17 protein-coding genes and 1 tRNA gene are annotated in these 26,051 nt (G+C 48.3%); 7 read left to right on the top strand and 11 right to left on the bottom strand.

The window, feature by feature from the left end; translation table 11 throughout:
* Positions 1–431 precede the first annotated feature (431 nt).
* The 3 genes from ACQY2K_RS03940 to spoVG are packed head-to-tail and all read left to right on the top strand — an operon-like array spanning position 432 to position 2,699.
* A complete protein-coding gene (locus ACQY2K_RS03940) occupies positions 432–1,499 on the top strand; it encodes a toxin-antitoxin system YwqK family antitoxin (protein WP_428040836.1) in 1,068 nt (355 codons plus the stop codon).
* Positions 1,496–2,461, top strand: a complete 966-nt coding sequence (gene ispE, locus ACQY2K_RS03935) for a 4-(cytidine 5'-diphospho)-2-C-methyl-D-erythritol kinase (RefSeq protein WP_428040835.1) — start codon at positions 1,496–1,498, stop codon at positions 2,459–2,461. Before ACQY2K_RS03940 ends, ispE begins: the two co-directional genes overlap by 4 nt.
* On the top strand, positions 2,388–2,699 hold the full coding sequence (gene spoVG, locus ACQY2K_RS03930; protein ID WP_177745773.1) for a septation regulator SpoVG: 312 nt from the start codon (positions 2,388–2,390) through the stop codon (positions 2,697–2,699). Before ispE ends, spoVG begins: the two co-directional genes overlap by 74 nt.
* 173 nt (positions 2,700–2,872) lie before the next feature.
* Here spoVG and ACQY2K_RS03925 read toward each other — a convergent pair whose 3' ends face one another.
* Entirely contained in the window at positions 2,873–3,478 is a 606-nt protein-coding gene (locus ACQY2K_RS03925; RefSeq protein WP_428040834.1) for a nitroreductase family protein, read from the bottom strand.
* 388 nt (positions 3,479–3,866) lie between these two features.
* Between ACQY2K_RS03925 and ACQY2K_RS03920 the strand changes: the two genes are divergently transcribed.
* Positions 3,867–4,325: a type IV pilin protein gene (locus ACQY2K_RS03920; protein WP_428040833.1), complete on the top strand. Its 459-nt coding sequence runs from the start codon at positions 3,867–3,869 to the stop codon at positions 4,323–4,325.
* Between the two features lie 31 nt (positions 4,326–4,356).
* Here ACQY2K_RS03920 and ACQY2K_RS03915 read toward each other — a convergent pair whose 3' ends face one another.
* Both ACQY2K_RS03915 and ACQY2K_RS03910 read right to left on the bottom strand, forming a co-directional pair.
* Positions 4,357–7,011 (bottom strand): 4-alpha-glucanotransferase, encoded by a 2,655-nt coding sequence (locus ACQY2K_RS03915; protein ID WP_428040832.1) that lies wholly within the window; start codon positions 7,009–7,011, stop codon positions 4,357–4,359.
* A gap of 3 nt (positions 7,012–7,014) precedes the next feature.
* The gene (locus ACQY2K_RS03910) at positions 7,015–8,337 is read right to left on the bottom strand and encodes an MFS transporter (protein WP_428040831.1); all 1,323 of its coding nucleotides are present in this window, start codon (positions 8,335–8,337) and stop codon (positions 7,015–7,017) included.
* Between the two features lie 111 nt (positions 8,338–8,448).
* On the opposite strand from ACQY2K_RS03910, the gene ACQY2K_RS03905 reads away from it, so the two are divergent.
* The 3 genes from ACQY2K_RS03905 to ACQY2K_RS03895 all read left to right on the top strand — a co-directional run bounded on the left by ACQY2K_RS03905 (position 8,449) and on the right by ACQY2K_RS03895 (position 10,178).
* The gene (locus ACQY2K_RS03905; protein WP_428040830.1) at positions 8,449–8,862 is read left to right on the top strand and encodes an EamA family transporter; all 414 of its coding nucleotides are present in this window, start codon (positions 8,449–8,451) and stop codon (positions 8,860–8,862) included.
* A gap of 45 nt (positions 8,863–8,907) precedes the next feature.
* Positions 8,908–10,095, top strand: a complete 1,188-nt coding sequence (locus ACQY2K_RS03900) for a sigma-70 family RNA polymerase sigma factor (RefSeq protein ID WP_428040829.1) — start codon at positions 8,908–8,910, stop codon at positions 10,093–10,095.
* A gap of 9 nt (positions 10,096–10,104) precedes the next feature.
* Positions 10,105–10,178, top strand: a tRNA-Arg gene (locus tag ACQY2K_RS03895).
* 81 nt (positions 10,179–10,259) lie between these two features.
* Here ACQY2K_RS03895 and ACQY2K_RS03890 read toward each other — a convergent pair.
* The 8 genes from ACQY2K_RS03890 to ACQY2K_RS03855 all read right to left on the bottom strand — a co-directional run bounded on the left by ACQY2K_RS03890 (position 10,260) and on the right by ACQY2K_RS03855 (position 26,044).
* Positions 10,260–10,673 (bottom strand): hypothetical protein, encoded by a 414-nt coding sequence (locus ACQY2K_RS03890; protein WP_428040828.1) that lies wholly within the window; start codon positions 10,671–10,673, stop codon positions 10,260–10,262.
* A gap of 423 nt (positions 10,674–11,096) precedes the next feature.
* Positions 11,097–12,560: a glycosyltransferase family 39 protein gene (locus ACQY2K_RS03885; RefSeq protein ID WP_428040827.1), complete on the bottom strand. Its 1,464-nt coding sequence runs from the start codon at positions 12,558–12,560 to the stop codon at positions 11,097–11,099.
* A gap of 62 nt (positions 12,561–12,622) precedes the next feature.
* Positions 12,623–13,126 carry a type IV pilin protein gene (locus ACQY2K_RS03880; RefSeq protein ID WP_428040826.1) on the bottom strand — a complete coding sequence of 168 codons (504 nt, stop codon included), beginning with the start codon at positions 13,124–13,126 and terminating at the stop codon, positions 12,623–12,625.
* 300 nt (positions 13,127–13,426) lie between these two features.
* Entirely contained in the window at positions 13,427–15,031 is a 1,605-nt protein-coding gene (locus ACQY2K_RS03875) for an acyl-CoA carboxylase subunit beta (RefSeq protein ID WP_428040825.1), read from the bottom strand.
* Between the two features lie 30 nt (positions 15,032–15,061).
* Positions 15,062–15,700, bottom strand: a complete 639-nt coding sequence (locus ACQY2K_RS03870) for a 4'-phosphopantetheinyl transferase family protein (protein WP_428040824.1) — start codon at positions 15,698–15,700, stop codon at positions 15,062–15,064.
* Positions 15,701–15,706: 6 nt separating this feature from the next.
* Positions 15,707–25,063: an SDR family NAD(P)-dependent oxidoreductase gene (locus tag ACQY2K_RS03865; protein WP_428040823.1), complete on the bottom strand. Its 9,357-nt coding sequence runs from the start codon at positions 25,061–25,063 to the stop codon at positions 15,707–15,709.
* A 328-nt stretch (positions 25,064–25,391) separates the two neighbouring features.
* Entirely contained in the window at positions 25,392–25,829 is a 438-nt protein-coding gene (locus ACQY2K_RS03860; RefSeq protein ID WP_177748754.1) for a hypothetical protein, read from the bottom strand.
* Positions 25,830–25,870: 41 nt separating this feature from the next.
* On the bottom strand, positions 25,871–26,044 hold the full coding sequence (locus ACQY2K_RS03855) for a hypothetical protein (RefSeq protein ID WP_177748752.1): 174 nt from the start codon (positions 26,042–26,044) through the stop codon (positions 25,871–25,873).
* Between the last annotated feature and the right edge of the window lie 7 nt (positions 26,045–26,051).

Here is a 26,051-nt window from a genome sequence, read left to right as displayed (position 1 = left end):
CACCCGTAAATGGGCTTTGTAATGGCTACTTCACTTTTGCTTTTGCTTTTGCTTTTTTGTTGTCATTTTTAGAGGGAAGTGTCTTGTTCAGTTCTTGTCTTTGTCGTCATTCCCGAACGTTGTAGTCGGGAATCTGTTGTTCGTCGTTGCCGTCATCCTGGAAAGTCGTAGTCCAGGATCTGTTGTTATAAAACAAGGATTAGATTCTGGAACGCTCCGCGCCGACAAACCTCCCAGAATGCCCTCTTTTTTCATCATCCCGAAAGAGTGGCGGGCCGCTAGGGTGCGGCCCGCAGGGTTCGGGGATGACAGCGAAAATGGTTACGGAAAAGGTGGGCCATACGCTACAACTCTGTTTTTCTTTATTAAAAACGTAACACCGCGCCATAAATTTGTAAAATAATTGCAAATCCCTTAGGGAGCCTTGAATTATGAAAGAAAAAATTATTTGCGTATCTACGCCGACAACACGCACCTATTACAAAGCCACACCACTGGCCAAGGAATTTTTGGATAAAGAACAAAACATCATCAATACTACCGGCACATTACCAGACGGCGAAGTAACAGAATTGGCCGCATCTTCTGCCACCATAAAGCACCTTGCGGGCGGAAAACTAAACGGTAAGTTTGAGGTTATCAACCTGACGGATAATTCTGTTACTTTTACCGAAGAATATAAGGACGGACAACTCGTCAGCATTACGGAGCGAACGCACGCCCTCGCCGAAGGAAAACACAAAGAAGAAAAACCACACCACCACTATCCCGGCACCGTACTCAAAACAAGCAAAGGATCCAATTCGTTCTATATTAACGGAAAGGAAGTAGCAGAGGAAACGCTGTCCTCCAACGGGGCTACATTGGAAATTTTAGGAACTATCCCCGACGGAGAAGTAAAGGAATTTAACGAAAACGGACAAGTAAAAACCGAAGCGCATTACAAAAATAATAAACTCCACGGGGCGCTCTTTCGCTACGAAGATAACGGCCGGATTAGTTCGCGCGAGGAATATTTTAACGGCGTGTTACAGGGACCTGCGGAATATTTTACCCCTATTAAAAATGATATGCTCCACACGCGCTGTTCTTATAAAAATTCCCAACTGGAAGGCGAACGCACCGTTACACAAAACGACGGAACCGTGCGTGAACGGGAATCTTTTGTGCGCGGGCACATTGAAGGCTTAAAAGAAACCTTTTACGCAAGCGGGCACAAGGAATCGGAGGAAAATTATACCAACGGAAAATTAAACGGTGAACGCTTGATTTATTTCCCCTCCGGTGCGCTTTGGTACCGCGAGCATTACACCAACAACCGCTTGGACGGAGAGCGTTTCGGCTATTTTGCCGACGGCAAAGTGCGATTAGAGGAATTTTATACCGACGGACTTTTGGAAGGCCGCCGCAATATTTATGCCGAAAACGGCGAACTTTTAACCAGCGAGGAATACCACTGGGGTTCTTTGGTGCACAACACGGAGCGTAAACTAAAATGAAAATCACCCGCTTTTGCCCGGCCAAAGTAAATTTGTTTTTGGAGGTTACCGGAAAACTCCCCAACGGATACCACGAACTCGCTACATTGTTTGCCAAAATTAATATAGGCGATACTTTAACGGTAGAAGCCGAACCTGCCGAAAAAACAGAAATTTCCCTCACCTTAACAGGCCCCGTCGGCTCGCTGCTGCGCGCGGACGAAAGCAACCTGGTTTGGCGGGCGGCGCAAGCCTTTTTGACGCATTACCAGTTAAACGCCAAAATCAAAATGACGTTGGATAAACACACCCCCACTGGGGCGGGCTTAGGCGGCGGCTCCTCGGACGCGGCGGGCGTACTGCTTGCCTTGTGCGAAATTTTTAAAAAGGATAAAAACGAACTTTTGGGTATTGCCGCTAAACTGGGTGCAGACGTACCGCTTTTTATGTACGAGGACACCTTTTTAAAAGGCGAGGGTATCGGCGAGAAATTAACCCCCGTGCCTGCGGCGGGCCGGTTGCCTTTTTTGGTGCTTGCCTACCCCAATACCGTTGTGCCTACGAAGGGCGTTTTTGCGCGGCTGAAACTCCCGCAAAAAGAAGAAGTCTTGACAAATATCTCAAAATTAGATAAATTAATAACATACATTAGATGTGCAAGTCCTTTGACCCTTTGGAAAGATTGTTTATTCAACCGGTTAGAGGAATGCGTTGTTCCTTTTACAAACTCTGTACGAAATGTGCTGCTTGATTTGAGAAAAACAAATACAGATGCAGTTTTGATGTCCGGTTCTGGCTCCACGGTTTTTGCTTTAGTTGAAACTGAAAAGGATGCAAAAAATTTGGTAAGCAAAATACAAAATAAAGAACGGATAGTTTTCTTTACGACATTTCATAGGAGTTTAAAAGATGAAAATAACGGAAGTCAGAATACATCTGATGGGCGAAGAGCGCTTAAAAGCATTTGCAAGTGTAACTTTTGACGATGCCTTCGTTGTTCGTAATATGAAAATTGTAGAAGGGACAAACGGCGTTTTTCTTTGTATGCCTTCCCGCAAGTTACCCGATGGAACCCACAAGGATATGGTTCACCCCATTAACCAAGAGTTTCGGGAATACCTGGAAGAGAATATATTGAAAGCCTACGAGGAAGAATTAAAAAACCAATCCGTAGGAAAAACGCAAGAAGAAAGTTCAGGCTACAATAAAGATGCACAATAGGGTTCAGCACAGATTTTCCGTTATTCATCTCGCTTAAGCTGTGATGAAACAATTTACTTCCGGATGGTGAAATGGTATCACTACTGGTTTTGGTCCAGTCATTCTAGGTTCGAGTCCTAGTCCGGAAACTTTACAACCCCCGGGTAACCGGGGGCTTTTTATTGGATAAAATACTATTTTTCCACGCGCAAACGTGCTTCTACCGGCAGAAAAGGCTTATCTTCTGGCTCCGCCACAGCCTCGCCAAACGGCATTTGCGCCAAGAGTTTCCACGTTTTAGGAATATGAAAGGCTTGCGCTGCGGCTTCGTCCACTAGCGGATTATAATGCTGCAAACTGGCGCCAATACCCGCCTGTGCAAGCCCCGTCCAAACCACCAATTCCAACATCCCGTTGGACTGATACGCCCACAGCGGAAAATTATCCTTATACGTCGGGAATTTTTGCTGCAAATCTGCCACCGTTGTCCAATCTTCAAAAAATAATACCGTGCCATACGCGGCCGCAAACGAGGCGATTTTCTCCTGTGTGGGCGCGAACTTTTCCGGCGGCACGATTTTCTTTAACGCATCTTTTGTTAGTTGCCAAAAAAGTTTGTGTTTTCCCCCTAGCAAAAGCACTACCCGCGCCCCCTGGGAATTAAACGCACTCGGCGTCAGTTTTACTGCTTGCGCTATCAAGGCCGTTAAGGCCTTATCCGATATCGGGCACTCGTTCGTCAGCGCGTAGCGCGAACGCCGCCTTTTCAACGCTTCAAGAAAACAATTTACTTTATCCATACTTTTCCCCCTTTTTATGAGAATAGCGTTTGATGCGCCCCCTGTCAAAGCCGTATTTGGGTTAGAAAGACAACGCGGCAAAAAGATTGTTATAATAAAAAGGTCGTAACGCAAGCCGCAAGGCCTGCAACAATTTAATTCTGTTTTTGGAACCGTATGCAGAATACGGAGAGTTATCGGGAACCCGATAATATTCTTCCACGCCAAAAGCAGTCGTTTTAAGCGCAAGATAAACGGACTAATTACCCGTTTGTTTTGCGCTAAATGTTCCTTGCCATATTCGTATGGCAAGGAACTACGGCTGTTATTATTTGGGTCTGTGGAAGAATCTCAAATATAGCAGCCGTTTTTTAATGAGCCTTTTTCCAAAAGCAGACAAGGAGAAAATATGGAAAAAGGTTTTACATTAATAGAATTGTTAGTAGTGGTGCTAATTATCGGCATTTTAGCCGCCGTCGCCCTGCCACAGTACGAAAAAGCAGTAGAGAAAAGCCGCGCGGCCGAAGCCCTAGCCCTAGTCAAAACCATTGGGCAAGCCAACCAAGTTTATTTTATGTCTAACGGAAACTATACCACAGACTTACGCGATCTAGATATTGATATCCCCGGAACAGACGCGGTACACAGTGTTCCATGCAGAGTAAGCAAATATTTTTCCTACCGGGCGTCCCTCAACACAGCCAGCAACGATATTGAAGGCATAGCATTAGCTAACCGTTTGCCTATAAATACTCGTTATGCTATTGGCTATATGCCGGACAATACCCTAAAATGCTTCTATAAAGAGGACAAAGATAAAACCTTTTGCGAAAGTTTAAACTTGCCTACGGATAAAGTTTGGCAGTAGAAAAATCCCCCGGAGAAACCGGGGGATTTTTTTATCTGTTTGCGTCCTTAATTAATTGCCTGATTTTATCGTTAAAGGCCGTTTGGTCTAGCAGTTTTTCAAGCGTAATAGGCATACGGTAGCGCCAATAATGGCGCGGATTAGCGGGTACGTTAATACGCTCCTTATCCGGGTCCGGCGCACGCAGGGTTTCGTCCATAGAGGTCCAATCCTGGTACGAAATCAACGCCAGCATAGAGGGGCTGTTTAAGTGGAGCCGCAGAATTTCCTCAGCCGTTTTTCCGTCCAATTCCGCGGGGGCTTCGCCTGTTTTTCCCAACACCTCACTCCAAAAGCGGGCAGTTATTTCCCGTTTCTCTTTCCACCAACCGCGCAGTACGGACATATCGTGCGTGGACGGCGTAGCCACCGACAGATACGGATATTTTTTCGTGTCGGCAAATGTTTCGCCTAACCGCTTGGGCATACGCTCTATTTCCAAGGACAAAATTTGTAACTTGTTTAATACCTCGGGCACGCAGGCGGGAATCATCCCCAAGTCCTCGGCACAGCACAGCATACGCGTAGCCTGTGTAACAGCCGGGAGTTTTCTCATCGCCCCGTTCTTCCAAAATTCGTTGTGGCGGTGAAAAAAATAGTCGTTATAGAGCCGCGTAAAAGCCTGTTGCTCGCCAACGGACAAAGAGCGGTAGGCCTCACTTGTCAGCGCGGAAATACGCGGGTGAAATTTAGACGGGTCTTTATGGTCCGGCACAAAAAGCACATTGGCCGCCAAAGCAAAAAGGCCTTCTTTTATCCGCTGTGCCGTTTCGTCCGTTTTGCCCACAAAGGCCTGCTCCGTTTGGCGTTGGGTAGAATATTCAGGATTTAATTGGTATTTTTCTCCTGCTTTCAATTCTAAATATTTTTTGGATACTTTTTCCGCTAAATCGCCAAACACTTCCCGCACCGTTTCTGCCGTAATGTGCGGGCAAATAAACGAATCATCAAACGGCAGGCCGTAACCCTTTATTTCGTCCGCACTCATCGGCAAAGCGGGCGCAAACTGCCCCAGAAGCCCCTGTACGGCGTGCAACGGAATTTGCCAAATGCGGAAGAAGCCCAATACATGGTCAATGCGGTACGCAGCAAAATATTGCGCCATATGGACCAACCGCCGAGTCCACCAACGGTAACCGTTTTGCGCCATTTCATCCCAATTGTAAGTAGGGAACCCCCAAGTTTGCCCTGTGGCGGAAAAATCATCCGGCGGAGCACCCGCTTGCGTGTTTAGGTAAAAGAGTTGCGGCTCTGCCCACGCTTCCGCACTGTTGGGAGAAACTCCTATCGGAATATCCCCCTTTAAAATAATCCCTTTTTGGCGGGCATATCGGGCCGCCTCACTCAGTTGGCAATGGAGCAAAAATTGCACATAATACCAAAAACACACCGTGCCATATTCCTTTGCGCCCGGCTTGCAAAAGGCCACCAAATCGTTATGCGAAAATTTGGCATATTTTCCCCACTTGGAAAAATCCGCCGTTTTATAATGGTCCCGCAAGGTGCAAAACATAGCATATGCAGGCAGCCAATGCGTATTTTGCGCAAAAAAGCGGCGAAACTGCGGCGTAGATAAAATCTTTTTTCCTTCGGTTAAAAAGGCCCTTTTTAAATATTCCAATTTTAATTGCAGGGTTCTTTCGTAATCCACCTGCGGTAATTCATTTATTTCTTTACGCTCCTTTTCCAGGGATTTATTACCGCCAGGCAAAAGGCGCACATCCGCAAACAATGGGTGCAACGCATACACACTGACGGCATTATATGGATAAGAGTCCTGCCAAGTGTGTGTAAGCGTGGTATCGTTTAGGGGCAAAATTTGAATTACCTTTTGTCCCGTTTTTTGCGTCCAATCTGCTAATTTTTTTAAATCGCCGAAATCGCCTACACCACAACCGTCCTCACTGCGCAGCGAAAATACGGGGACAACCACTCCCGCCGCACGCACCGGAACTTCACCCGTGAAGCGGGGAGATAAATCTTGCCGGACAAAAACTTCGCCCGCCTTTAACGGCGGATTATCTAATGTGCGGTTAAAGCCGTCTTCCCACAATACCGCGCCGTTACTCTTTGCAATAAACTTATATTCCGCCGGAAAAGTTTGCTCATCGGCATTTAGCACTATCTCCCACTCATTTAGTTGCGTACGCGTAAGCGGCAGGGCCTTGTCGGGATTCCAGTTTCCCAGTTGCTCCGTACTCCCGCAGAGGTACAAATCTCCATCATACGGCGCTTGCACCCGCAATGAAAGCGTACGCTCAAAAAGCGGCAAGGGCGCTTGCGTAACAGATTGCGGACGAAATACTTCGGTTACTGCGGATGAATACAAATGCGCTTGCGCGGGCAAATCACGCCAAGCATCATTTAAATAATAGGCCGAAATAGAGGGAGAAACGGACAAAACCCGCTCCACCTTTTGCCACTCCCGACGAACGGTTTTATCCTTTCGGCGCACTTCGTAATGATATGCCATAACGGCAGGCTGCTTAAAAAGCAACAAAATACTTCCCGTCCAAATTTTACCGTCCTGCGTAGATAGCGGGATATTTATTTTGCGCTCGTTCGCGCCCGCTTGGGCACGGTACAAAACGGCGTGGAGTGTCTCGCCCCATACTGTGTTATAAGACAAACGAAAGGAAATTTTCATCATTTACTCCTGCGTTTGGCGGTCGTGCACCCGCAAGGTAAACAGCGCCGCCACGAATAAAAAGAGTCCGCCCACACCTACGGCGGCAATCGCGCTGCCACCTAAAACATACTTCATAAACGGGCCGAAAAAGAGATTTACGCAAATCTGCGGGATTACGATAAAAAAGTTAAACACGCCCATATAAAACCCCATTTTGTCCGCCGGGAGCGCATTGGAAAGCATTGCATACGGCATAGACAAAATACTGCTCCAAGCAATACCGATGCAAATCATCGGGAAAATGAGCCCCATTTGTGTAAACTGGACGCCCAACAGCGTAAGCCCCAAGGAACCCAAACCCAAACCGCCCACCGTCAAGCAGGCAATGTGTATCGCCTTGGCGGAAAACTTAGTGGTCAGCCACAGCAAGGCAAACGCAAACACGAATGCCACGCCATTATAAATGCCAAAGCAGGAACTGCCCCAGTTGGCGGCAGTTTCGTAGGCCGCCGTACCGGGTGTGGCGTGGAATACGCCCGAAGCAATACCCGGCGTAAAATATACCCACATTACCATAAAGGCCGCCCAAGTAAAAAACTGCACCACAGCCAAACGGCGCATTGTAACGGGCATTGTGATAAACGCGCGGCACATTTCCCGCACTGTTTTAAACGGATTAAACGCTTGTTTTTTGAGATTATTAAATTCCGCCATATCGGCCGGAGGATATTCAGGCGTCGTTTTAATCGTAGCCAAAATCGCCGCAATCAGCACCAACGCACCAATGTAAAACGAATATTTAACCGTATTGGGGATGTGCCCCAGCGGGGCTTCGGTGCTGACGCCGACAGCCGTCAAAATCTGCGGCAGAAAAGAAGCAATTACTGCCCCCGCGCCAATCATTACGCTCTGCATAGCATAACCCGTCTTGCGCTGCTCTTCCGGCAAAATATCCCCCACAAACGCGCGGAACGGCTCCATACTCACGTTGACCGATGTATCCAATATCCACAGGGCAATAACTGCCATCCAAATTGCTGAGGCCTGTGGCATTAAAAAAAGCGCAAACATAGAGAAAATAGCCCCACCCAAAAAGTAGGGGCGGCGGCGGCCCAAGCGGCACCAGGTTCTATCGCTAAAATACCCCACCAACGGCTGAACGAGCAAACCGGTAACCGGGGCAGCCAGCCACAACATAGGAATTTGGTCCTCACTCGCGCCCAAACGCGAATAAATGGCGCTCATATTTCCCATTTGCAAAGCCCAGCCGAATTGGATTCCAAAGAAACCCAAACACATAAACATTATTTGCAGAAAAGTCTTAGACGGTCTTTCTGTGGACATATTTCCTCCCATAAAATTGGCATACTGCTTTTTTTATTATAACACTATTTTTCCCGTTCGCGTAGGGAAAGTAGTGAAAGTGATAAAATATAAGTAAGGAGAACTCAAAAAATGTGGTTTGTATATGCGTTCTTATCAGCACTCTTTGCTGCGCTTACCTCCGTACTGGCCAAAGTGGGTGTGGACGGTGTAAACTCCAACCTGGCGACAGCCATCCGCACAACGGTAATATTAGTTTTGGCGTGGGGCATAGTATGGATGACGGGCACGAACAAACAGTTGGCCCTAGTTAGCCCAAAAAGTTGGACCTTTTTAATCTTGTCCGGTTTAACGACAGGCGGTTCGTGGCTGTTTTTTTATAAAGCACTCCAAATGGGCACGGTCTCGCGTGTGGTGTCGGTAGATAAATTCAGCGTGGTGCTGGCAATTCTGTTATCTGTTTTATTTTTGCACGAAGTTGTCAGTCTGAAAGTGTTGCTTGGCAGCGGCCTGATTACGGCGGGCGTTTTGTGTATGGTTTTATAGGCAAAAGCCTTTCGCACCGTCAAAAAGTTTGATATTATATTGTATATGGAAAACGAGTCGCTTGATAGTGTAAACGAATATTTTAAGCATTTGGGTAAAATCACCCAAGAACTGGACCGGAACGAAATGACCCGGTTGTGGAAACTTGCCAAACAAGGCAATAAAGATGCTAAAAATAAAATTATGGAAATGAATTTGCGGTTGGTTATTCCGACGGCAAAGCGTTTCCAGCGCCCGGGTATGGACCTGATGGATTTGATTGAAGAAGGCAACCTGGGGCTTCTGCAAGCGATTGATAAATTTGAACCCGAAAAAGGCTACCGTTTTTCCACTTATGCCGTGTATTGGATAGAGCAATATATCCGCAAATATATTGAAGAACAATCCGGCTCTATCAAAATTCCGTCGCACGCGTGGGGAAATTTAAAAAAATGGTTCCGCGCGTGGAACGAGTTGAAGGAAGCCAACGGGCGCGACCCGTCCTTAAACGAAATGGCGGCAGAACTCAATTTGACCGCGCGGCAGGTAAAGTCTATTATGGACACTTTAAATGCCGCAAAAGGGGTTGATTCTCTCACTACGCTGATTCACGATGAGGACGAAACCACCCTGGAAGATTTAATCAGCGACGACGGAAAAGGCAATCCCCACGATGTTTTTCTTAAAAACGAAAACCAAAACAGCATCAAAAAAAGTATGGCTGATTTAAACGACCGGGACCGTCAAGTGCTTATTATGCGCTACGGTCTGGACGATAATGAGCCCAAAACGCTGGGCGAAGTGGCGGATATTTTGGGTTTGTCGCGCGAGCGGGTGCGCCAAATTGAAGAACGTGCCGTAAACACCCTGCGCAAAGAAGCCTATAAAGCGGGAATTTTGGAACCCGCCGCCCTGGATTTACGCACACGCAAACTGCATACAGCCATGCAGCCGCGCTTAAAAACAAATATTTTGGGCCAAACAATAGACAAAAGCCCGCTTGCAAAACTGTTAAAACAGCGGGCCGTGCTGATTGCCCAACAAAAAGCGAACGAAGCAAAAAAGGCTGTTGCTAAAAAAACGGATAAAAAATCGTCCGCTAAAAAAAGTGCGGTAAAAGACGTTGTAAAAAAAGTGTCCACGCGGAAACCTGCGCCCAAAACAACCGTTAAAAAGGCGCACGCGAAAGGCAAGACATCTCCTGCGGCAAAGGCTAAAAAAGCCGGTAAACGCATCAAAAAGGCTGCTAAATAACTGTTTTACGCCCCCGTAGCTCAATTGGATAGAGCGGCTCCGTCCTAAGGAGAAGGTTGCGAGTTCAACTCCCGCCGGGGGTATTTCTATTTACAAGGGCTTTCTAGCCATACAAACTGCTAAAAAGCCTTTTTTGTCATCAGTAAATAAAGATGTTCAAATATCTATTTTGAAATATTCGTAGCGGTTGCTGTTTGAGTATTTGGTATCATAAACACGCTAACATCTGTGTCATCCAAGGACCACGCGCCCGGCGCAGCAAAAGCGGAAACACACCAAGGAATTGCAAAAATAATTAGTCCAAATCCACAGACCGCAGCATCTAATATAGCACCAATATTATTATGTTTACCAATAGTGCGAATGGCAGGATAATAACCATCCTTGATGGCCATAATATTTACTGTTGAATTACGTTTGACTTCTGTTTTTCCACTACCAAAACCAATATTTTCCCCATTAACCAGTATTACCGCATCGGGAACATTACTGGTAACAGATAACATTTGCCTAGAAGGGGTAAGTGCGGCACAACCCATTAGAACAGATGTTAATAAAAAAACAAGAATTTTCTTCATATATATCTCCTGTTCTGCCCTTGGAGAAATATGCGTAAAAAAACGGCTGCCATATTTGAGCTATAGCACTAACCCAAATACAACAGCCGTGGTTTGCCGCCCATTTAAGGGCGGCAAACACTCGGCACAGCGCAGCCGGGTAATTAGTCCGTCTGTACTGTGCCTAATAACGAGCTGTTTTTGGAGTGCTATATGCCACCAATATTTTGGCGGCGCACCGTATTCCACATACGGTTCCAAAAACAGAATAAAATTATGGTAAGGCATGGTGCCCTACGTGAATACTTTTTTATTATAACAACTTTTTTGGCAGAATGTCTTTTTAATTCAACATAAAACTCCCTGGGCTTGCGCCCGGAGTTGTTGCGGGAGAAATGTACGCGGGCCATATATCCGCCGAAGCACTTTTTTGCCAAAAAAGTTTTAGTGAGCCAAGTCCGCCCAGTTTAGTTTGCGCTTGTTCCAGGCAGGGTCGGCCGCCACGTTTTTGTCCGAAAGTTGCAAAAAGCAGGAATTTCCCAATTTGCCTTCCAGGGCAATAGCACGGTTCCACTCCTTGGAAACGCGACTCATTTTTACGATGTCACAGTTAGGCATCCAAATCAAGGCCCCAGCCCGCCGCTTTAAGGCCTCGTCGCGGGCTTCTTCGTCCAAATGGTATAGTTCCGTCACCCGCGCATTCATACGGTACATTTGGTTGGGGTAAAAGCCGTACATAGCCTCCAATGCCTCCGGTGGAAATGCCTCCACAGCAATTACAAAAAGTTCCTTTTCCGGGGCGTGGTCGCGGTAGAACTGTGCGGAAATGCGCGAGGGAAAATAATACGAATAAACAAGTAGCCGCCAATTAGACGCCGTCTGCACGCCAATCATTCCCAAATATACGATAAAAATCAGTTTAGCCACCCGGCTGTGCCGCACCACCCGTGCCGCACTGAGTGCCACAAACAAAAACAGTGCCGGCATTATTTCCATAAAATAACGCCCAAACCACAAATAAATTTTAAAGTACAAAAGCCCCACAAACCCAAACACGCCCGCCAGTAAGGCCAACAGCAGCAGGAGTTCCCGCTGGAACGGGAAGTGTTTGTGGCGTTTAAAATCTTCGTAATTCCACACCCATCCGGACAACACCAATACGCCCAACACCAAAAACGCCGCCGAATACGCAAAAAAGAAGGATACTAAGTTCATCCAAATAAATATCCCGGGGGCCTTATCGGCCCACCAGTTTCCGCCAAAGCGGTTTTGCCCCACGTTATATAACAGATTCGGCACGAGCCACGGCAGGAAACAGGCAAACACCACGCACGGCAAAAGGAGCGCCCAAGTGATATTTTTGCGGCTACGCAGTGCCTGCACGGCCAAAAGCCCCGACGTAATGCCAAAAAACAGCATCCCAAAATAATGGCTCCACCCCAGTAACACCAGCAGAATCCCCCACCACAGCCACAACTTGCGCGGCACCACGCGGCCTTTGCAAAGAAGGAGAGAAATTTGCAGAAACAAAAAAGTAAGCGGTACCGCAAGCGCCAACATCAGGGCGTAGGCCCGCGCATGCTGGGAATAGAATATAACATAAAAATTGCCAGTCAGAAGCGCCATAAACAGCCACCGAGCCGTTTTGCCAAAGCGCCGAGGGAACATACACCACCCCAAAGCCAACGCAGCCAGCCCGCACACCACGCTAGGCAAGCGGAGCCATATCTCCGGTCCATATGGCGCCACATGGTTATAGGCCCACAATAATACATTGTGCAACGGGGGATGTACGTCCACCAGCAGACAATGAGTCCAAATCCAAGAAAGAGGAAGCGCCGGGTTAGCCGTTACGGCAGTGAACAATTCGTCGTATTCGTACGGTACGGACAGGAAAGCAAATCTCATAATAACGCCTGCCCCAATAAACAGCAGGCAGGCGCAAACAAAAAGTTTTTTAGACATAATAATTAAAATGGAAGATAACACCGGGCAGAAGTGCCCCCATCAATCGACTCAGGATTGCCACATGGCAGTACACTTTTACAATACTTATGTCCCCTGCAATCAAAAAGGATTTGCTGCCCACTACCAACAAATGCTGATAGTTCCATCCCAGACAATCCCTTGATCTTTCCAAAACTTAGAGAGGGAGAACCATCTTCTCCGTCTAAACGCAGAGTATAGGCTTTTTCCGTTCCGGCATTTATATTATCAAAAAAACTAGGATTAGCCGGCAGTTCAATATCTAAATTGGTCAAATCATCTGTATATTGCCCATTAGCCATATAATAAACTTTTTGTGCATCATAAAACGATTTAGTAAGCGTCCACACTTCAGCCGCGCGGGTTTTGGCTACCGCCTTATTGTACTGGGGTAACGCCACCGACGCCAAAATACCGATAATAAGTACAACCACCAACAATTCAATAAGTGTAAAACCGCCCAAACGGCTCATCGTCACGTTTTTCATAAGACTCCTCTTTTTGTTTTTTTAGTATATTCTTATTTTAGCAAAAAAATACTTTTTGGACCAGAAACTAACAGTTAGGCTAACTTTATTTCAGGACCTACTGCTTGGGTAGTATTCTATGTTATTTAACAACCCGTGCGATAGATTCTGAAATAAGTTTAGGATGGCCCCTCATATACACCAATTTCTAAACTTTATGGTCCGCCACCCCTTTTAGGATAACGGCAGGGGAAAACACAAAAGTAAAACCCTCTGCAAACAGAACAGAGGGTTTTTATATTGAAGTCGTAAACCGCTTGATTACAGCGGGATATTGCCCTTGTGCGGATTTTTGCGCGGGTCGCGTTTTCCTCTAAGCACCGCAAAGGCGCGGATAATCTTGCTGCGTGCGTCGGAAGGCTCAATAATCTCGTCAATAGACCCATTAGTCGCCGCCTGATAAGGTGAAGCGAACTTGTCGGAATACTGCTGGGTCATTTTTTGTTTGAGTTCTTCTTTTTTGGCGGGATCTTGCTCGGCCTTTAAATCGCGCGAGTACAAAATTTCCACCGCACCGCGCGGTCCCATTACGGCAATTTCCGCGCTGGGGAACGCAAAATTGAAATCCCCGCGCAAATATTTGGAGCCCATTGCAATATAGGCGCCGCCGTAGGCTTTGCGCAACACAAGCGTAACTTTGGGAATAGAGGCTTCGGAATACGCATATAATAATTTCGCGCCGTGGCGGATAATACCACCGTGTTCCTGCTGCACCCCGGGGAGATATCCCCCCGTGTCCACCAACGTCAAGAGCGGGATATTAAACGCATTTAAAAAGCGGATAAAGCGCGCGGCCTTGTCGCTCGCATCACTATCTAATGCACCGCCCAGGCAGGCCGGGTTATTGGCCACTACGCCCACCACTTGCCCGCCTAAACGGATAAATCCGGTAACTACGTTCTTGGCAAAGTTTTGGTGAATTTCAAAAAAGCCGAAATCGTCTGCCAAGCGCCAAATAACGTGGTGGATGCGGAAAGCCTTTTTGGGGTCCATTTCGCACACACGTTCCAATACGGGAACTTGGCGGGAAGCCAAATCGCTGGTGGTATCTAAGGGCGGGTTTTCCTCGCAATTTTGTGGCAGGAAAGACAGCAATTCACGCACCTGACGGAAGCAGTCCTGTTCCGATTTGGCGACAAATTGGCAAACGCCGCTCTTTTCGCTGTGCGGACGGGAACCGCCCAATGTATCAAAATCCACTTCTTCGCCGGTGGCCGCTTTTACCGCACCCGGCCCCGTAATGAACATATGGCTGATACCTTCCACCATAAAAATAAAATCGGTAAGTGCCGGAGAATAGGCCGCACCGCCTGCACAGGGCCCCAAAATAACAGAAATCTGCGGAATTACGCCGGAGGCTTTGACGTTGCGGTAAAAAATTTCGCCATAACCGTTTAAACTATCCACACCCTCTTGAATACGGGCACCGCCGGAATCATACAAACCGATAACCGGTATTTTTGCTTCCAAAGCGCGGTCCATTAGCGCGGCAATTTTTTTGGCGTGCGCCAACCCGAGGGAACCGCCCAGTTGCGTAAAGTCCTGCGCAAACAGAGCCACTTCGCGGCCGTTAATGCGGCCAAAGCCTGTAATGACACCGTCGCCTTTGATATGTTTATCTTTAATACCAAAGTCGCTGCAAGAACTTTCCATTAAACTTTTGATTTCTAAAAAACTGTCTTTATCCAGCAGGTAAGAAATGCGTTCGCGGGCGGTCATCTTGCCTTTGTCTTTCTGGGCTTTAATGCGTGCCTCGCCGGCGCCTTTTAGGGCGTCTTGGGAAATTTGTCTAAACTTAACTAAACTGGCCGGAGCGGGCTGGTCCGACGGCTTGTCTAATCTGGGATCTTCAAAAAGTTCAATCATTGCTCCCTCCAAATCTGTCTTCTTTATATTTTACAAAATAACCGGGTTGATTTTCCCGACGGTCTGCGTAAACATAAAACCGGGAACCAACTCCCACGTTTTTATTTCCAAAGCCGGACAACCTAATTTTTCATAGGCAGCCAGCGCTGGTCCATAAAATTCCGCCCGTCCGTTTACACAACGGACGTCATAACTGTTTAGGGAAAGGCCCGTCCCCAATACCTTTACAAGTGCTTCCTTTTGCGTCCACAAGGCCGTTAAAAAGGTATCATCTGTTCCCGTTAATTCCGTAGGATGAAAAAAATCTTTGGCCCAAGCATCTATCCGGTGGGCAATTTTTTCCAAATCTATGCCCAAAAAGGTCCCTTCGCTTGATAAACCGGCTACGGCAAATCCGTGGCTATGCGTAATACTAAACGGTAACAAACAGGGTTTTCCCCCCACAAACAAAAGCGGCTTACCGCTTGTTTGTGGCAAAATTTCTATCTCTTTTTTGGCAGCACCTGTGGCCTGCTGCACCAAGTCCTTTAACGCAAGTCTGCCCCCAAGCCACTCCGTTCGGCGTTTGGGAAAGCGGAGCGTTTTAAAAAACGCGCTTTCCTTCGCGCCCAGGATTTTTTCGGCCGGGGGCAGACAATTTAAATCAACAACTTTTAATTGGCAGGACATCGCGCCTTATTGGCCGATAGCCTGATAGCCGTGGATTTCCACCCACACATTGCCTTGTGCATCAAATACATAGGCATCGTGAAGGGTTTTTCCGTCGGCAGTGTTACCGCGGTTCACACCATACAAATACAACTGGGCGGGCGGAACTTGCTTGTTAAGCACAGCCACCTCGGCGATACCGTCGGGCAACGTCATTTTGTGCTCAATGCTCATATCCTGAAAGCCACAGCATTGGAAAGCCGCTTCAATCAACATCGGGTTGGCCAGCAAAGTGCGCGGACCGTCGTTCCATTGCGGGCGCGGAGTGGTGTGATAAACAGCCAAAGAAGCGTGTTTATCCACGCGGACAATTCCGGCCAACACTTGGAAGGAAGGACCGTGGAAATATTTTTTATAAATTTCCTCTTTGCTTACGCTCATCGGGGCATTAAGGCCCGTCATTGCTTCGGCTTTTACGGAATCCCAAGTGGAAACGAAAGACCCCAATGTATGCGCGGTAAAATGGCGGCGGGTATTACCCATTTTCACACCTTTACTGTTAATGAAGTCAGATTCAATTTCCATAGAGGCTTCATTTCCGGCGGCTTTACCGATTACGCGCACGGCCTGCGGGCGGTTTCTTAACAGTTTAATCGGCAGATAAAAATGTACATCTTTCAAGCCTTGCGGAACCTCCCCCGTAAGAGCGGTAGCCGTTTCCATAAAGGTTTCAATTCCCATTACGCCCGGCACATACGGAGTGCCTTCAATAGCGTGGTCAGCCAAATAGGGGTCGGAATTTAAATTAAATTCTTTTTCCAAGTGAATTTCAGCACCCTTTTGGAGCGATTTTACTTCGCCTAAAAAGTGCGTAGCCTTGGCAGAATCTACCGCCGCAGGAGCCTCCGTTTTGGGGGCAGCCGCCGGAGCGGCGGGTGTATTGCCGCCGTTGGCGGAGTCATCGGAGCCGTTTTCTTCGGCTCCGATTTCGTCCCAATCAAACTTTAACTGATGGTCCCAGTCCAAACGGCCCAACGAACCCGTGAGGACAATTTCCGGCACGCGTCCATAGACAATTTCGTCCAAGAAGATCTGCATACCGTCTTCGGGGTCCACAAAGTCCACACCGTTGGAGCGCAAGAAGGTTTCCACACCGGCGCGAACGCCCATACCTACATTTTTGTAAGCACTCATAGCAATACTGATAGCGCGGTAGCCTTGGTTGGACAAGGACAAGGCGGATTTAGCCAAATAATCGTTGGCGCTGGCATAGTCGCTCTGCCCCAAGTTACCGTATTTACCGGCAATAGAGGAGGCAAAGGCGAAGAAACCGTCGTCGCGTACAATATTGTTAGCCAAGAAAGTGGCAAAACTCGTGGCTTTTACGTCAAAGATGCGGTAATATTCAGCCGGGTCTTTATCGTAAATAAGTTTAGAGCGTTCCAAGCCAGCAAAGTGGATAAGCCCGTCCACGCGTCCGTTTTTGGCTTTAATCTTGGTGCAAACTTCCTTCATCATAGAGGAGTTCATTACGTCGCAGTGGTAGTATTCCACTTCACTGCCCAAGTTGCGCAATTTCTGCAAGTTGTTATAGAGCGTAATGGAATCTTTCACGCGGCCGAAAGCGCGTTCCAACATTACAGGGGTAGCCTTTTTGGTCGGATCGGCTTTGAGGTCTTCCCAGATTTGTTTTTTGAGCGCGGCTAATTCGGCTTCGTTCATAGAAGCCCACAACGGCGTTTTTTCTTGGATTTCAATGATATCCAATACAATAATTTTGCTGTGGTACTGGGCGGCAATCTTTTGGGAAAGCATCGCACCGATACCGCGGCCGGAACCCGTGAAGATAATGGTTTTGCCGGCAAGGTCAAAATTCTTGACTCTCTTATCCAACCGGGTCGGCAAAGAAAGAATCGTGGAGCGCACGTTATCTCTCGTACCAATCATCAGGCGCATATCGCCGTGGAGCACTTCGTCCATCGTCTTTTGGGCCATTTCGTCCGGAGTGGCGGTGGGTTCAAAATCCATTAATTTGCTAATGGCGCCCGTGCGTTCGTACACGTCCTTGCGGTAGCAAGTAGTACCGCCCGTAAGCGCACCCACAATCGGGTTAAACTCCTCTTTCGTCGTATAACCGAAGTTACCGTCAATCTTGGTGTTTACCGCAAAGAACGTATCGGCATCTTGGCGGTTTGCAAGGCCTTTTTCAAATACGCGCAGCGCAATAAACAACGGCATAACGTATTTGGTCAGTTCTGCGTGCGGGCTGGCTTTTTTATCAAACTTCTTAATCGTCGCGCCCAACAGGTACACGATACCTTGGATATTCGGGTCCTCGGCTTCGTATGCTTTCAAGGCCGCTTCGGTTTCTTCGTACGATTCCCAATTTACAATAGTCGTGTTTTTGCTACGGGTTTTGAGCGTGGTAAATACGTGATATTTTACGCCCAATTCTTTAAATTCTTCCGTATATGCCTTAATCAGTTGGGAATTGTCGGCAAACAGCAACACCGTGCGGTCTTTGGAAAGACGTCTGTTTTCGCGTTCCGTAAGCGGCGCATCGGCTACCGTAGTAACATAGCGCAATTTCTTTTCGTGGCAATGTTCGCCCTGATACCCCTCTCTTTCGGGGCGTTCCGCCAAGGAAAAATGCTTTTCAATCGGAGCCGTCGGATTGGTAATCAGCGCATCTTCCTGCGGTTTACCAATGTGTTCGGCTACGATATGCGCCGGTTTTTTAATAAGTTTCGGCGAGGGAGCCGCAGGGGCTTCCTCGGCAGGTTTAATTTCCTCTTTGGCCGGTTCCGCTACCACGGGCTTTTCTTCCGTCGTAAGCGGAAGTTCAACAGGCTGCTCGGCAACGGCAGGAGCGGCTTGTTCGGCAGTTTTGCCACCCGCATTGGACAAGGCAAAATTAATGCAATGGCGGATAGTCGGGTAATCCTTCAACTGGATACCTTCCTGCTGGGCAATGCCGTAATGTTCGCGCATTGCGGCAAAAAGTTCAGCCTGTTTGACCGTATCAATGCCGAGGTCGGCTTCCATATCCAGGTCTAAATCAAGCATATCTTCCGGATAACCCGTCTTTTCGGCTACCATCTTCACGATTTCTTTCGTTACGCTGGCTTCGTCTAACGCTACCGCAGGTTTAGCGGCAGGAGCCACTGCGGCTTGTGCAACAGGAGCAGGCTGTACAGGAGCCGGAGCCGCAACAGGTGCGGGCTGAACAGCAGGTGCTACCGCCGGGGCAGGAGCAGCCACAGGCGCGGTTTTACCTGCATTAGAAAGTACAAAGTTAATGCAATGGCGGATAGTCGGATAGTCTTTCAACTGGATACCGTCTTGCTGGGCAATGCCGTAATGTTCGCGCATTGCGGCAAAAAGTTCAGCCTGTTTGACCGTATCAATGCCGAGGTCGGCTTCCATATCCAGGTCCAAATCAAGCATATCTTCCGGATAACCAGTCTTTTCGGCTACCATTTTGACTACTTCTTTCGTTACCGTCGCTTCATCAAGCGCGGCCGCAGGTTTAGCGGCAGGAGCCACCACGGCTTGTGCCACAGGAGCAGCCTGTACGGGAGCCGGAGCGGGCGTTACCGTCGCTTGGGCCACCGCCGGAGTGGCCACAGGGGCCGCGGCTTTACCTGCATTAGAAAGTACAAAGTTAATGCAATGGCGGATAGTCGGATAGTCTTTCAACTGGATACCGTCTTGCTGGGCAATGCCGTAATGTTCGCGCAAGGAAGCAAAGAGTTCAGCCTGTTTGACCGTATCAATGCCGAGGTCGGCTTCCATATCCAGGTCAATATCAAGCATATCTTCCGGATAACCAGTCTTTTCAGCCACCATACCTACTACTTCTTTGGTTACGCTGGCTTCATCAAGCGCGGCCGCAGGAGCCGGAGCCGCAACAGGTGCGGGCGCGGCCGATTGTACGGCAGCGGGTTTGCCCGCATTAGCGAGCACAAATTTAATGCAATGGCGGATAGTCGGATAGTCTTTCAACTGGATACCGTCTTGCTGGGCAATGCCGTAATGTTCGCGCATTGCGGCAAAAAGTTCAGCCTGTTTGACCGTATCAATGCCGAGGTCGGCTTCCATATCCAAGTCAATATCAAGCATATCTTCCGGATAACCAGTCTTTTCACCTACCATTTTCACGACTTCTTTCGTTACGCTGGCTTCGTCCAACGCTACCGCCGGAGCGGGCGCGGCCACAGGGGCTTGCACTGCCGGAGCAGGTTTGGCAACAGGCGCAGGTGTTACAGACGCTTGGGCTACCGCAGGAGCGGCCACAGGAGCCGGAGCCGCAACAGGTGCGGGCGCGGCTGCTTGTACGGCCGCAGGTTTGCCCGCATTAGCGAGCACAAATTTAATGCAATGGCGGATAGTCGGATAATCTTTCAACTGGATACCGTCTTGCTGGGCAATGCCATAATGTTCGCGCAAGGAAGCAAAAAGTTCTGCTTGTTTGACCGTATCAATACCGAGGTCGGCTTCCATATCCAGGTCAATATCAAGCATATCTTCCGGATAACCAGTCTTTTCGCCTACCATTTTCACGACTTCTTTGGTTACGCTGGCTTCGTCCAACGCTACCGCCGGAGCGGGCGCGGCCGCAGGGGCTTGCACGGCCGGAGCAGGTTGCGCCACAGGAGCCGCGGCCTTGGCTTCGTGGGCGTGAATCGTGTTCACTTTATCCACAAAAGCCTGAGAACCTTCCATTACCAAGGCGGGTTTTACACCGTGGCGATAGTTATCCTTAATACGCAAGGTGTTCTGCACAACTTCCAACACCGGGGCTTCCTGGCCGGAAATGGCTTTCAACCAAGAAGCGTGTTTGGCTTCATCAGCGATACGGGGTTCCCCCTCTTGCCATACTTTTTCAAGCAAAGTCATACCAAGTTGAGAACCGAACCCGGCGGCTAAGCGCAAAGCATATTTAAAGTTGTAATGTCCGCCTTTGCTCAGCGTAATGCCTTCCAATTCGGGGTCGGCTTCTTTAAAGTTTGCAATCGGCGGCACGAGGCCCGTGTTCAGGCAGCGCACGGCGATAGCATCTTCCAACCCGGCACCCATAGAGTGCCCGGTGAAACCTTTGGTATTGCTGACAATTACACTGCTGACGTCTTTACCAAAGGTGGATTTAAGTGCATACGCTTCGGCACTGGCGGAACCGCCGCGGGCGGGCGTATAGGTTTCGTGAGAGATGAACACCAACTGCTTGGCAATATCGGAACGGTTCAAACCGTATTCCTTTTCTGCGTGGGTTACCAAGCGGTCCATCACTTGGGCAACGTGGCCCACATCCAAACGGGTTACGTGGAAACCGCTGTTGGCAATTTCGGTGGACAAGAGTTTAGCCAACGGTTTCATACCGCGTTTGGCGGTTTCGGCTTCGTCTTCCACAATCAGGGATACCGCACCCATACCCACAATCATACCGTTGCGGCGGCGGTCAAAAGGCAAGGCCGCTTTGGTAACGTCGGCTTCCGTCGTAGCAGCACCGGAGGCCAAGAAGGCCGTCAAAATCCACTCGGACACATTATCATTGGTAATATCGTCGGCACTGATGACGATTACGCGTTTGCAGCGGCCGAGTTTAATCCAATCCTGCGCCACAGCAATTGCCTGGGCAGTAGAGGCGCAAGCCGCGCTCATAGCCGTCGCCGGGCCGCGGGCACGAATCCATTGGCAGAAGTGGCAATGGGCAATAATAATGGTCTTTAAAATAAATTCCGAGGTAAAGGCTTCGGGTTCAATTTCTTTGTCTTTAAAGTTATCTCTGTACCAAGCCTCAATTTCGGCTTTGAGGGCCGGGTCGGAAATTTGGGCAATAAATTTGTCGCAGAACGCGCGGACTTCTTTGGCGGTTTTGTTGTTAAGCAAACCGGACACGCGTTTGGAAAGGTCGCCCATCATACTGTTGGCCACCGGGAAAGCGGAGGTGAAAATTACGCCAGTTTCGTCAATCATTTCGGCCGGCAGACCCCAGCGGTCCGGCAAATAACCGCCCGTAGAAGTGGGTTTATAATATAAGACCAACGGGATACCCGCGTCCTTCAAGGCTAAGATACCTGCGGCAATAGCCAGTTGGAAACTGCGGTCCATAGAGCGGACCCATTTGGCGGGCAGACCGAATTCTTTTTCCAGGTCAAACGCGCCGCCCTTGGCCGCCAATTTAATGGCCTGCATCGGAGAGGTCAAGCGTTCAAAACGGTGGTTACCGTCTTTGGATTTGATAACAAATTCAACGTGCTTATCAATTTGTTTCTGCTGAATTTCCGCAGAGACGGGCTCAATCATATTGCGGCCGGAAAGAATTTCGTCCAACACGCCTTCGCGGAAGATTTTATCCCAACTGCCGGGACCGCCGGCAGCAATACCGCTAATTACCACGGATTTTTTACCGTTGTTCGCGGCGGGCGCGGACACTTTGCACGCGCAGGTTTTGGGAGTTTCGGCAGAACCTTCGGTTTTTTCAACCGGGGTAGCATTGCCGGTTACCCAGTTTACAAAAGCAGGGTTAAAGGTGTGGTTATCACCATACATATCAGTACCAGTCCAATCCAAATGAATACCGGAGGAAATTAAGTTAGCGAACAAGTCGTTAAATTCCACAATACCGCCCTTTTTGGGGTGGTTGGAGGCCAACACTTTAATATCTTTTTTGTCAGACAAGGTGTTAGAGGCCAAAGCGGACAACACGCGTTTCGGGCCGCACTCTACGAACAAGCGCACGCCGGAATCGTAGGTGGTTTGGAGTTGTTTAATCCATTCCACAGAATGCGAAATCTGCGTAACCATAAGGTCTTTGATTTTTTCCGGGTCGCTCGGGTAAAATTCCGCCGTAACATTGGTAGTAATAGGCATCTTGGGGGCGTGGAACGTAAGCGTATCCAAGAATGCGCGGTATTGCGGCATAGCCGGGCGCACGATAGCAGAGTGGAAGGCGTGGGAAACCGGGATTTGCACCGCTTGAATACCCATATCGGTAAACATTTTAATTGCATCATCCACGGCTTTGCTTCCGCCCGCAATAACCGTCTGGGTCGGGCAGTTCTTGTTTGCCACCGCCACATAACCGTTAATGCGTACAAGTTCGGGTTCTACGCGTTCCACAGGAGCCGCGACAGAAGCCATTTTGCCGTTGTCTTCTACCTTAATTTCGGACATTACTTTACCGCGCGTGCAAACGGCTTTCAAACCGTTTTCAAAATCAAAAATACCGGCGGCTACGGCAGCGGCATATTCACCCAAACTGTGGCCCATTACCACATCCGGCTTGATGCCGAACGAGGACAAAAGACGCATCATCGCGATATCGGCCGTAAGTACAGCAGGCTGGGTCATTTCGGTCTTTTTGATAGCGGCTTCACGCAAGGCAATTTGCTCTTTGGTTTCGCCGGGTTTGCTCCACAAAGTATCCGTCAGATTTTGGCCGATAATGCCCATCAGCAGGCGGTCGGCTTCGTCAAAGGTATCCTGCACAATTTTATACTTGGCAGCCAGGTCCTTCATCATATCCACATACTGGGAACCTTGTCCGGGGAACATAAAGCAGACTTTCGGTTTGATTTCAGTCGGGGTAAAAGGATAAATACCTTTCATACGCAGGTACAGAGATTCTTTTTCCCATACGTCTTGGGTAGAAGCGGTCTTCTTGAAAAATTCAATTTTTTCTTTTAATTTATCCGGATTTTCAACATTAATCGTTACCGCAAATTTGCCGGGTTTAGCCATATGGTTTTTATAGGAAATGCTCGGCAAATAGGTCGGGTCGTATTGGATAGCCACAACGGCTTTATCTAACACATTGAAAAGTTCCTGTTTGGTAGCGGCGGAGAAAGTCAAAACGTCGCTTTGGATTTTTTCACCGGGAACGTGAAGGGTGTAACTGCTGCTCATGGTAGATTTCTCCTGTGCGGGGGTTGAAACGGTGTGCTGAGTGGCTTCTTCGGTCTGTTTCAAAAGGCCGTCGTTCATTTCTTCCATAGCCACGTGGAAGTTCGTACCGCCAAAGCCAAACGCGGAAACGTTGGCGCGGCGCACTTTATTAGTGCTCCAATCTTCCGTATGCGTAATCACGCGGAAGGGGCAGGTGGCCCAATCCACAATCGGGTTGGGGGTTTTGAAATTGACAGACGGCGGCAACACCTTATTATATAAGGCAAGCGCCGTTTTGATTAAGGAAGCGATACCGGCCGCCGCTTTGGCGTGGCCGATTTGGCTCTTTACACTTCCAAGCCCAATGGTGCCCGGTTTGGCATACGGGGCAAACAGTTCGGTCAACGCGCCAAGTTCGGTAGCATCACCCACGCGGGTACCCGTACCGTGCGCTTCAAGCAGGCCGACTTCACCGGGAGTATAGTCCAACTGTTCAAACGCTTTTTCCACAGCCAATTTTTGGCCCTTGGGGTTCGGAGCGGTAATACCCTTACCTTTACCGTCGGAGGAAGCCCCTACGGCGCGGATAACGGCATATACGCGGTCGCCATCTTTTACGGCGTCGGACAAGCGCTTCAAAATAACCATACCGGCACCTTCGGCCATTACAAAGCCGTTGGCGCGGGCATCAAAGGGATAGGAGCCGTCCTCGGACAAAGCACCGATTTTGCAGAACTTAATATAGGCAGAGGGCGACATCATTTGGTCCACACCGCCGGCTATGGCCATATCAAAGTTCCCCATACGCAGGCCATTTACGGCTTGGTCAATAGCCGCCAAAGAGGTGGCGCAAGCAGCATCCACCGCAAAGTTGGTACCGTGTAAATCAAACACATTGGCTACGCGGCCCGGAATAACGTTGGCCAGTTCACCCGGCATAGAATCTTCGTTAATCGGGGAAAATTTTTCGCGCACACCCGCATCCATTTCGTCCAGCATCTTCTGGGCGTCGGCGGGAGCCAGCGACTTGAAAGAGGAGGTATTTTTGAGAATTTCGTACAAGAACGGACGGTTCAAGCGGGTGTTGGACATTTCGTTCTTCATACCGCCCATAGAGTTACCAATAATTACCGCCGTGCGGTTATGGTCATAGGCTTTTTTATCGTATCCGGCATCTTCCAAAGCCATACGGGTAGTTTCAATGGCCAGGTGTTGCACCGTGTCCATTTGCTTGGCAATTTGCGGAGGAATACGGTATTTTAAGGAATTAAATTTGAAACTTTGCGGAATAAAACCGCCGATTTTGGAGTACAGTTTATCTTCTGCTTTATGGTCAGGACTATAAAAGAGATGATAGTCCCAGTACGACGCGGGAATTTCGGTAATGCAGTATTTGCCTTCTTTAATATTTGTCCAGAATTCGTCTTTATTCAACGCTCCGGGCATAATCGCCCCAATACCAACAACGGCGATAGGTTCAAGGTTTTTATTTTTCATTTGTTCTCCTAACGTAAAATCCTCTTTCCTTGGCATACGTATATAGATATATTTTAGGAAATTTAGAAAGGCAAAACAAATTTTAAACGGTATTTTTGAGCAAGAGTATTGACAAAATCTAATCCGTTTTGTCAGAAATCGCTTCTCTTGGGAGCGGTTTGCAGCGGTTTACCGTCATAGAACGGGTTTTTGGATAAAAGAGCAATATCGCAAAATCGGGCTTAAATTTGCATTTTTTAAAAACGCCTGGGAAAAATTTGGGGCTTAAAATTTTAAAACCGCCGCAGAACTTGCGGCGGTTTTAAACCAGAGCAAAGCAAATTTAAAACTATTTTTGCGTTTTTTCTTCCGCCACTTTCATATTTTCCAAATCTTCAATCAGGCTTAACAAAGTGGGTTGGAGTTTGTTTACATATTCTTGTTCAAAAGTGCTCATACGCTGTTCCATCCGGGCCATTTGTTTAGCCAAATCGCCGGCGGATTTATCTTGCGCCATTTTGAGTTCTTCCAAACGGTAATGCAAATTTTTCACTTTTTCCTTTACATCAGCCAGGTCCAACGAAGAAGAGCCCTGCAACGATTGCAAAAGCGAAGCACGCGGCTTAAAGGAAGGCGGTTGGGCCACGGTTACCACGGTTAAATCTTCCACAGCCGGCTCAAAGTCCGTTTCGTGCGCCAAAGCCGCGCGGTACTTGGCCGTAAAAACGAACAACAAAATAAAACAAACGGTAAAACCGATAAGTTGTAAAATGACGGTAGTTTCCATAGTTTTTATAATACCATATTTTTAAGAGTCTGATATGCCCGTTATTTGGAACGCACAATCACAAAACTGGCAAAAAACGCCCCCAGCGCAAACACCCCATATATAAGGTAACGCCAAAAAGCATTATCCGGCACTGGGCACAGCCAGTAAAACAGCCCGCACAGCACCAAAAAAGACACAATCCCAAAAGTATTAAATTTAAAAGTTAAGTGCATTTGTTGC

Source organism: Candidatus Avelusimicrobium fimicolum, from assembly GCF_021632165.1.
GTDB lineage: Bacteria > Elusimicrobiota > Elusimicrobia > Elusimicrobiales > Elusimicrobiaceae > Avelusimicrobium > Avelusimicrobium fimicola.
This window is presented reverse-complemented; position numbering and strand designations above follow the sequence as displayed.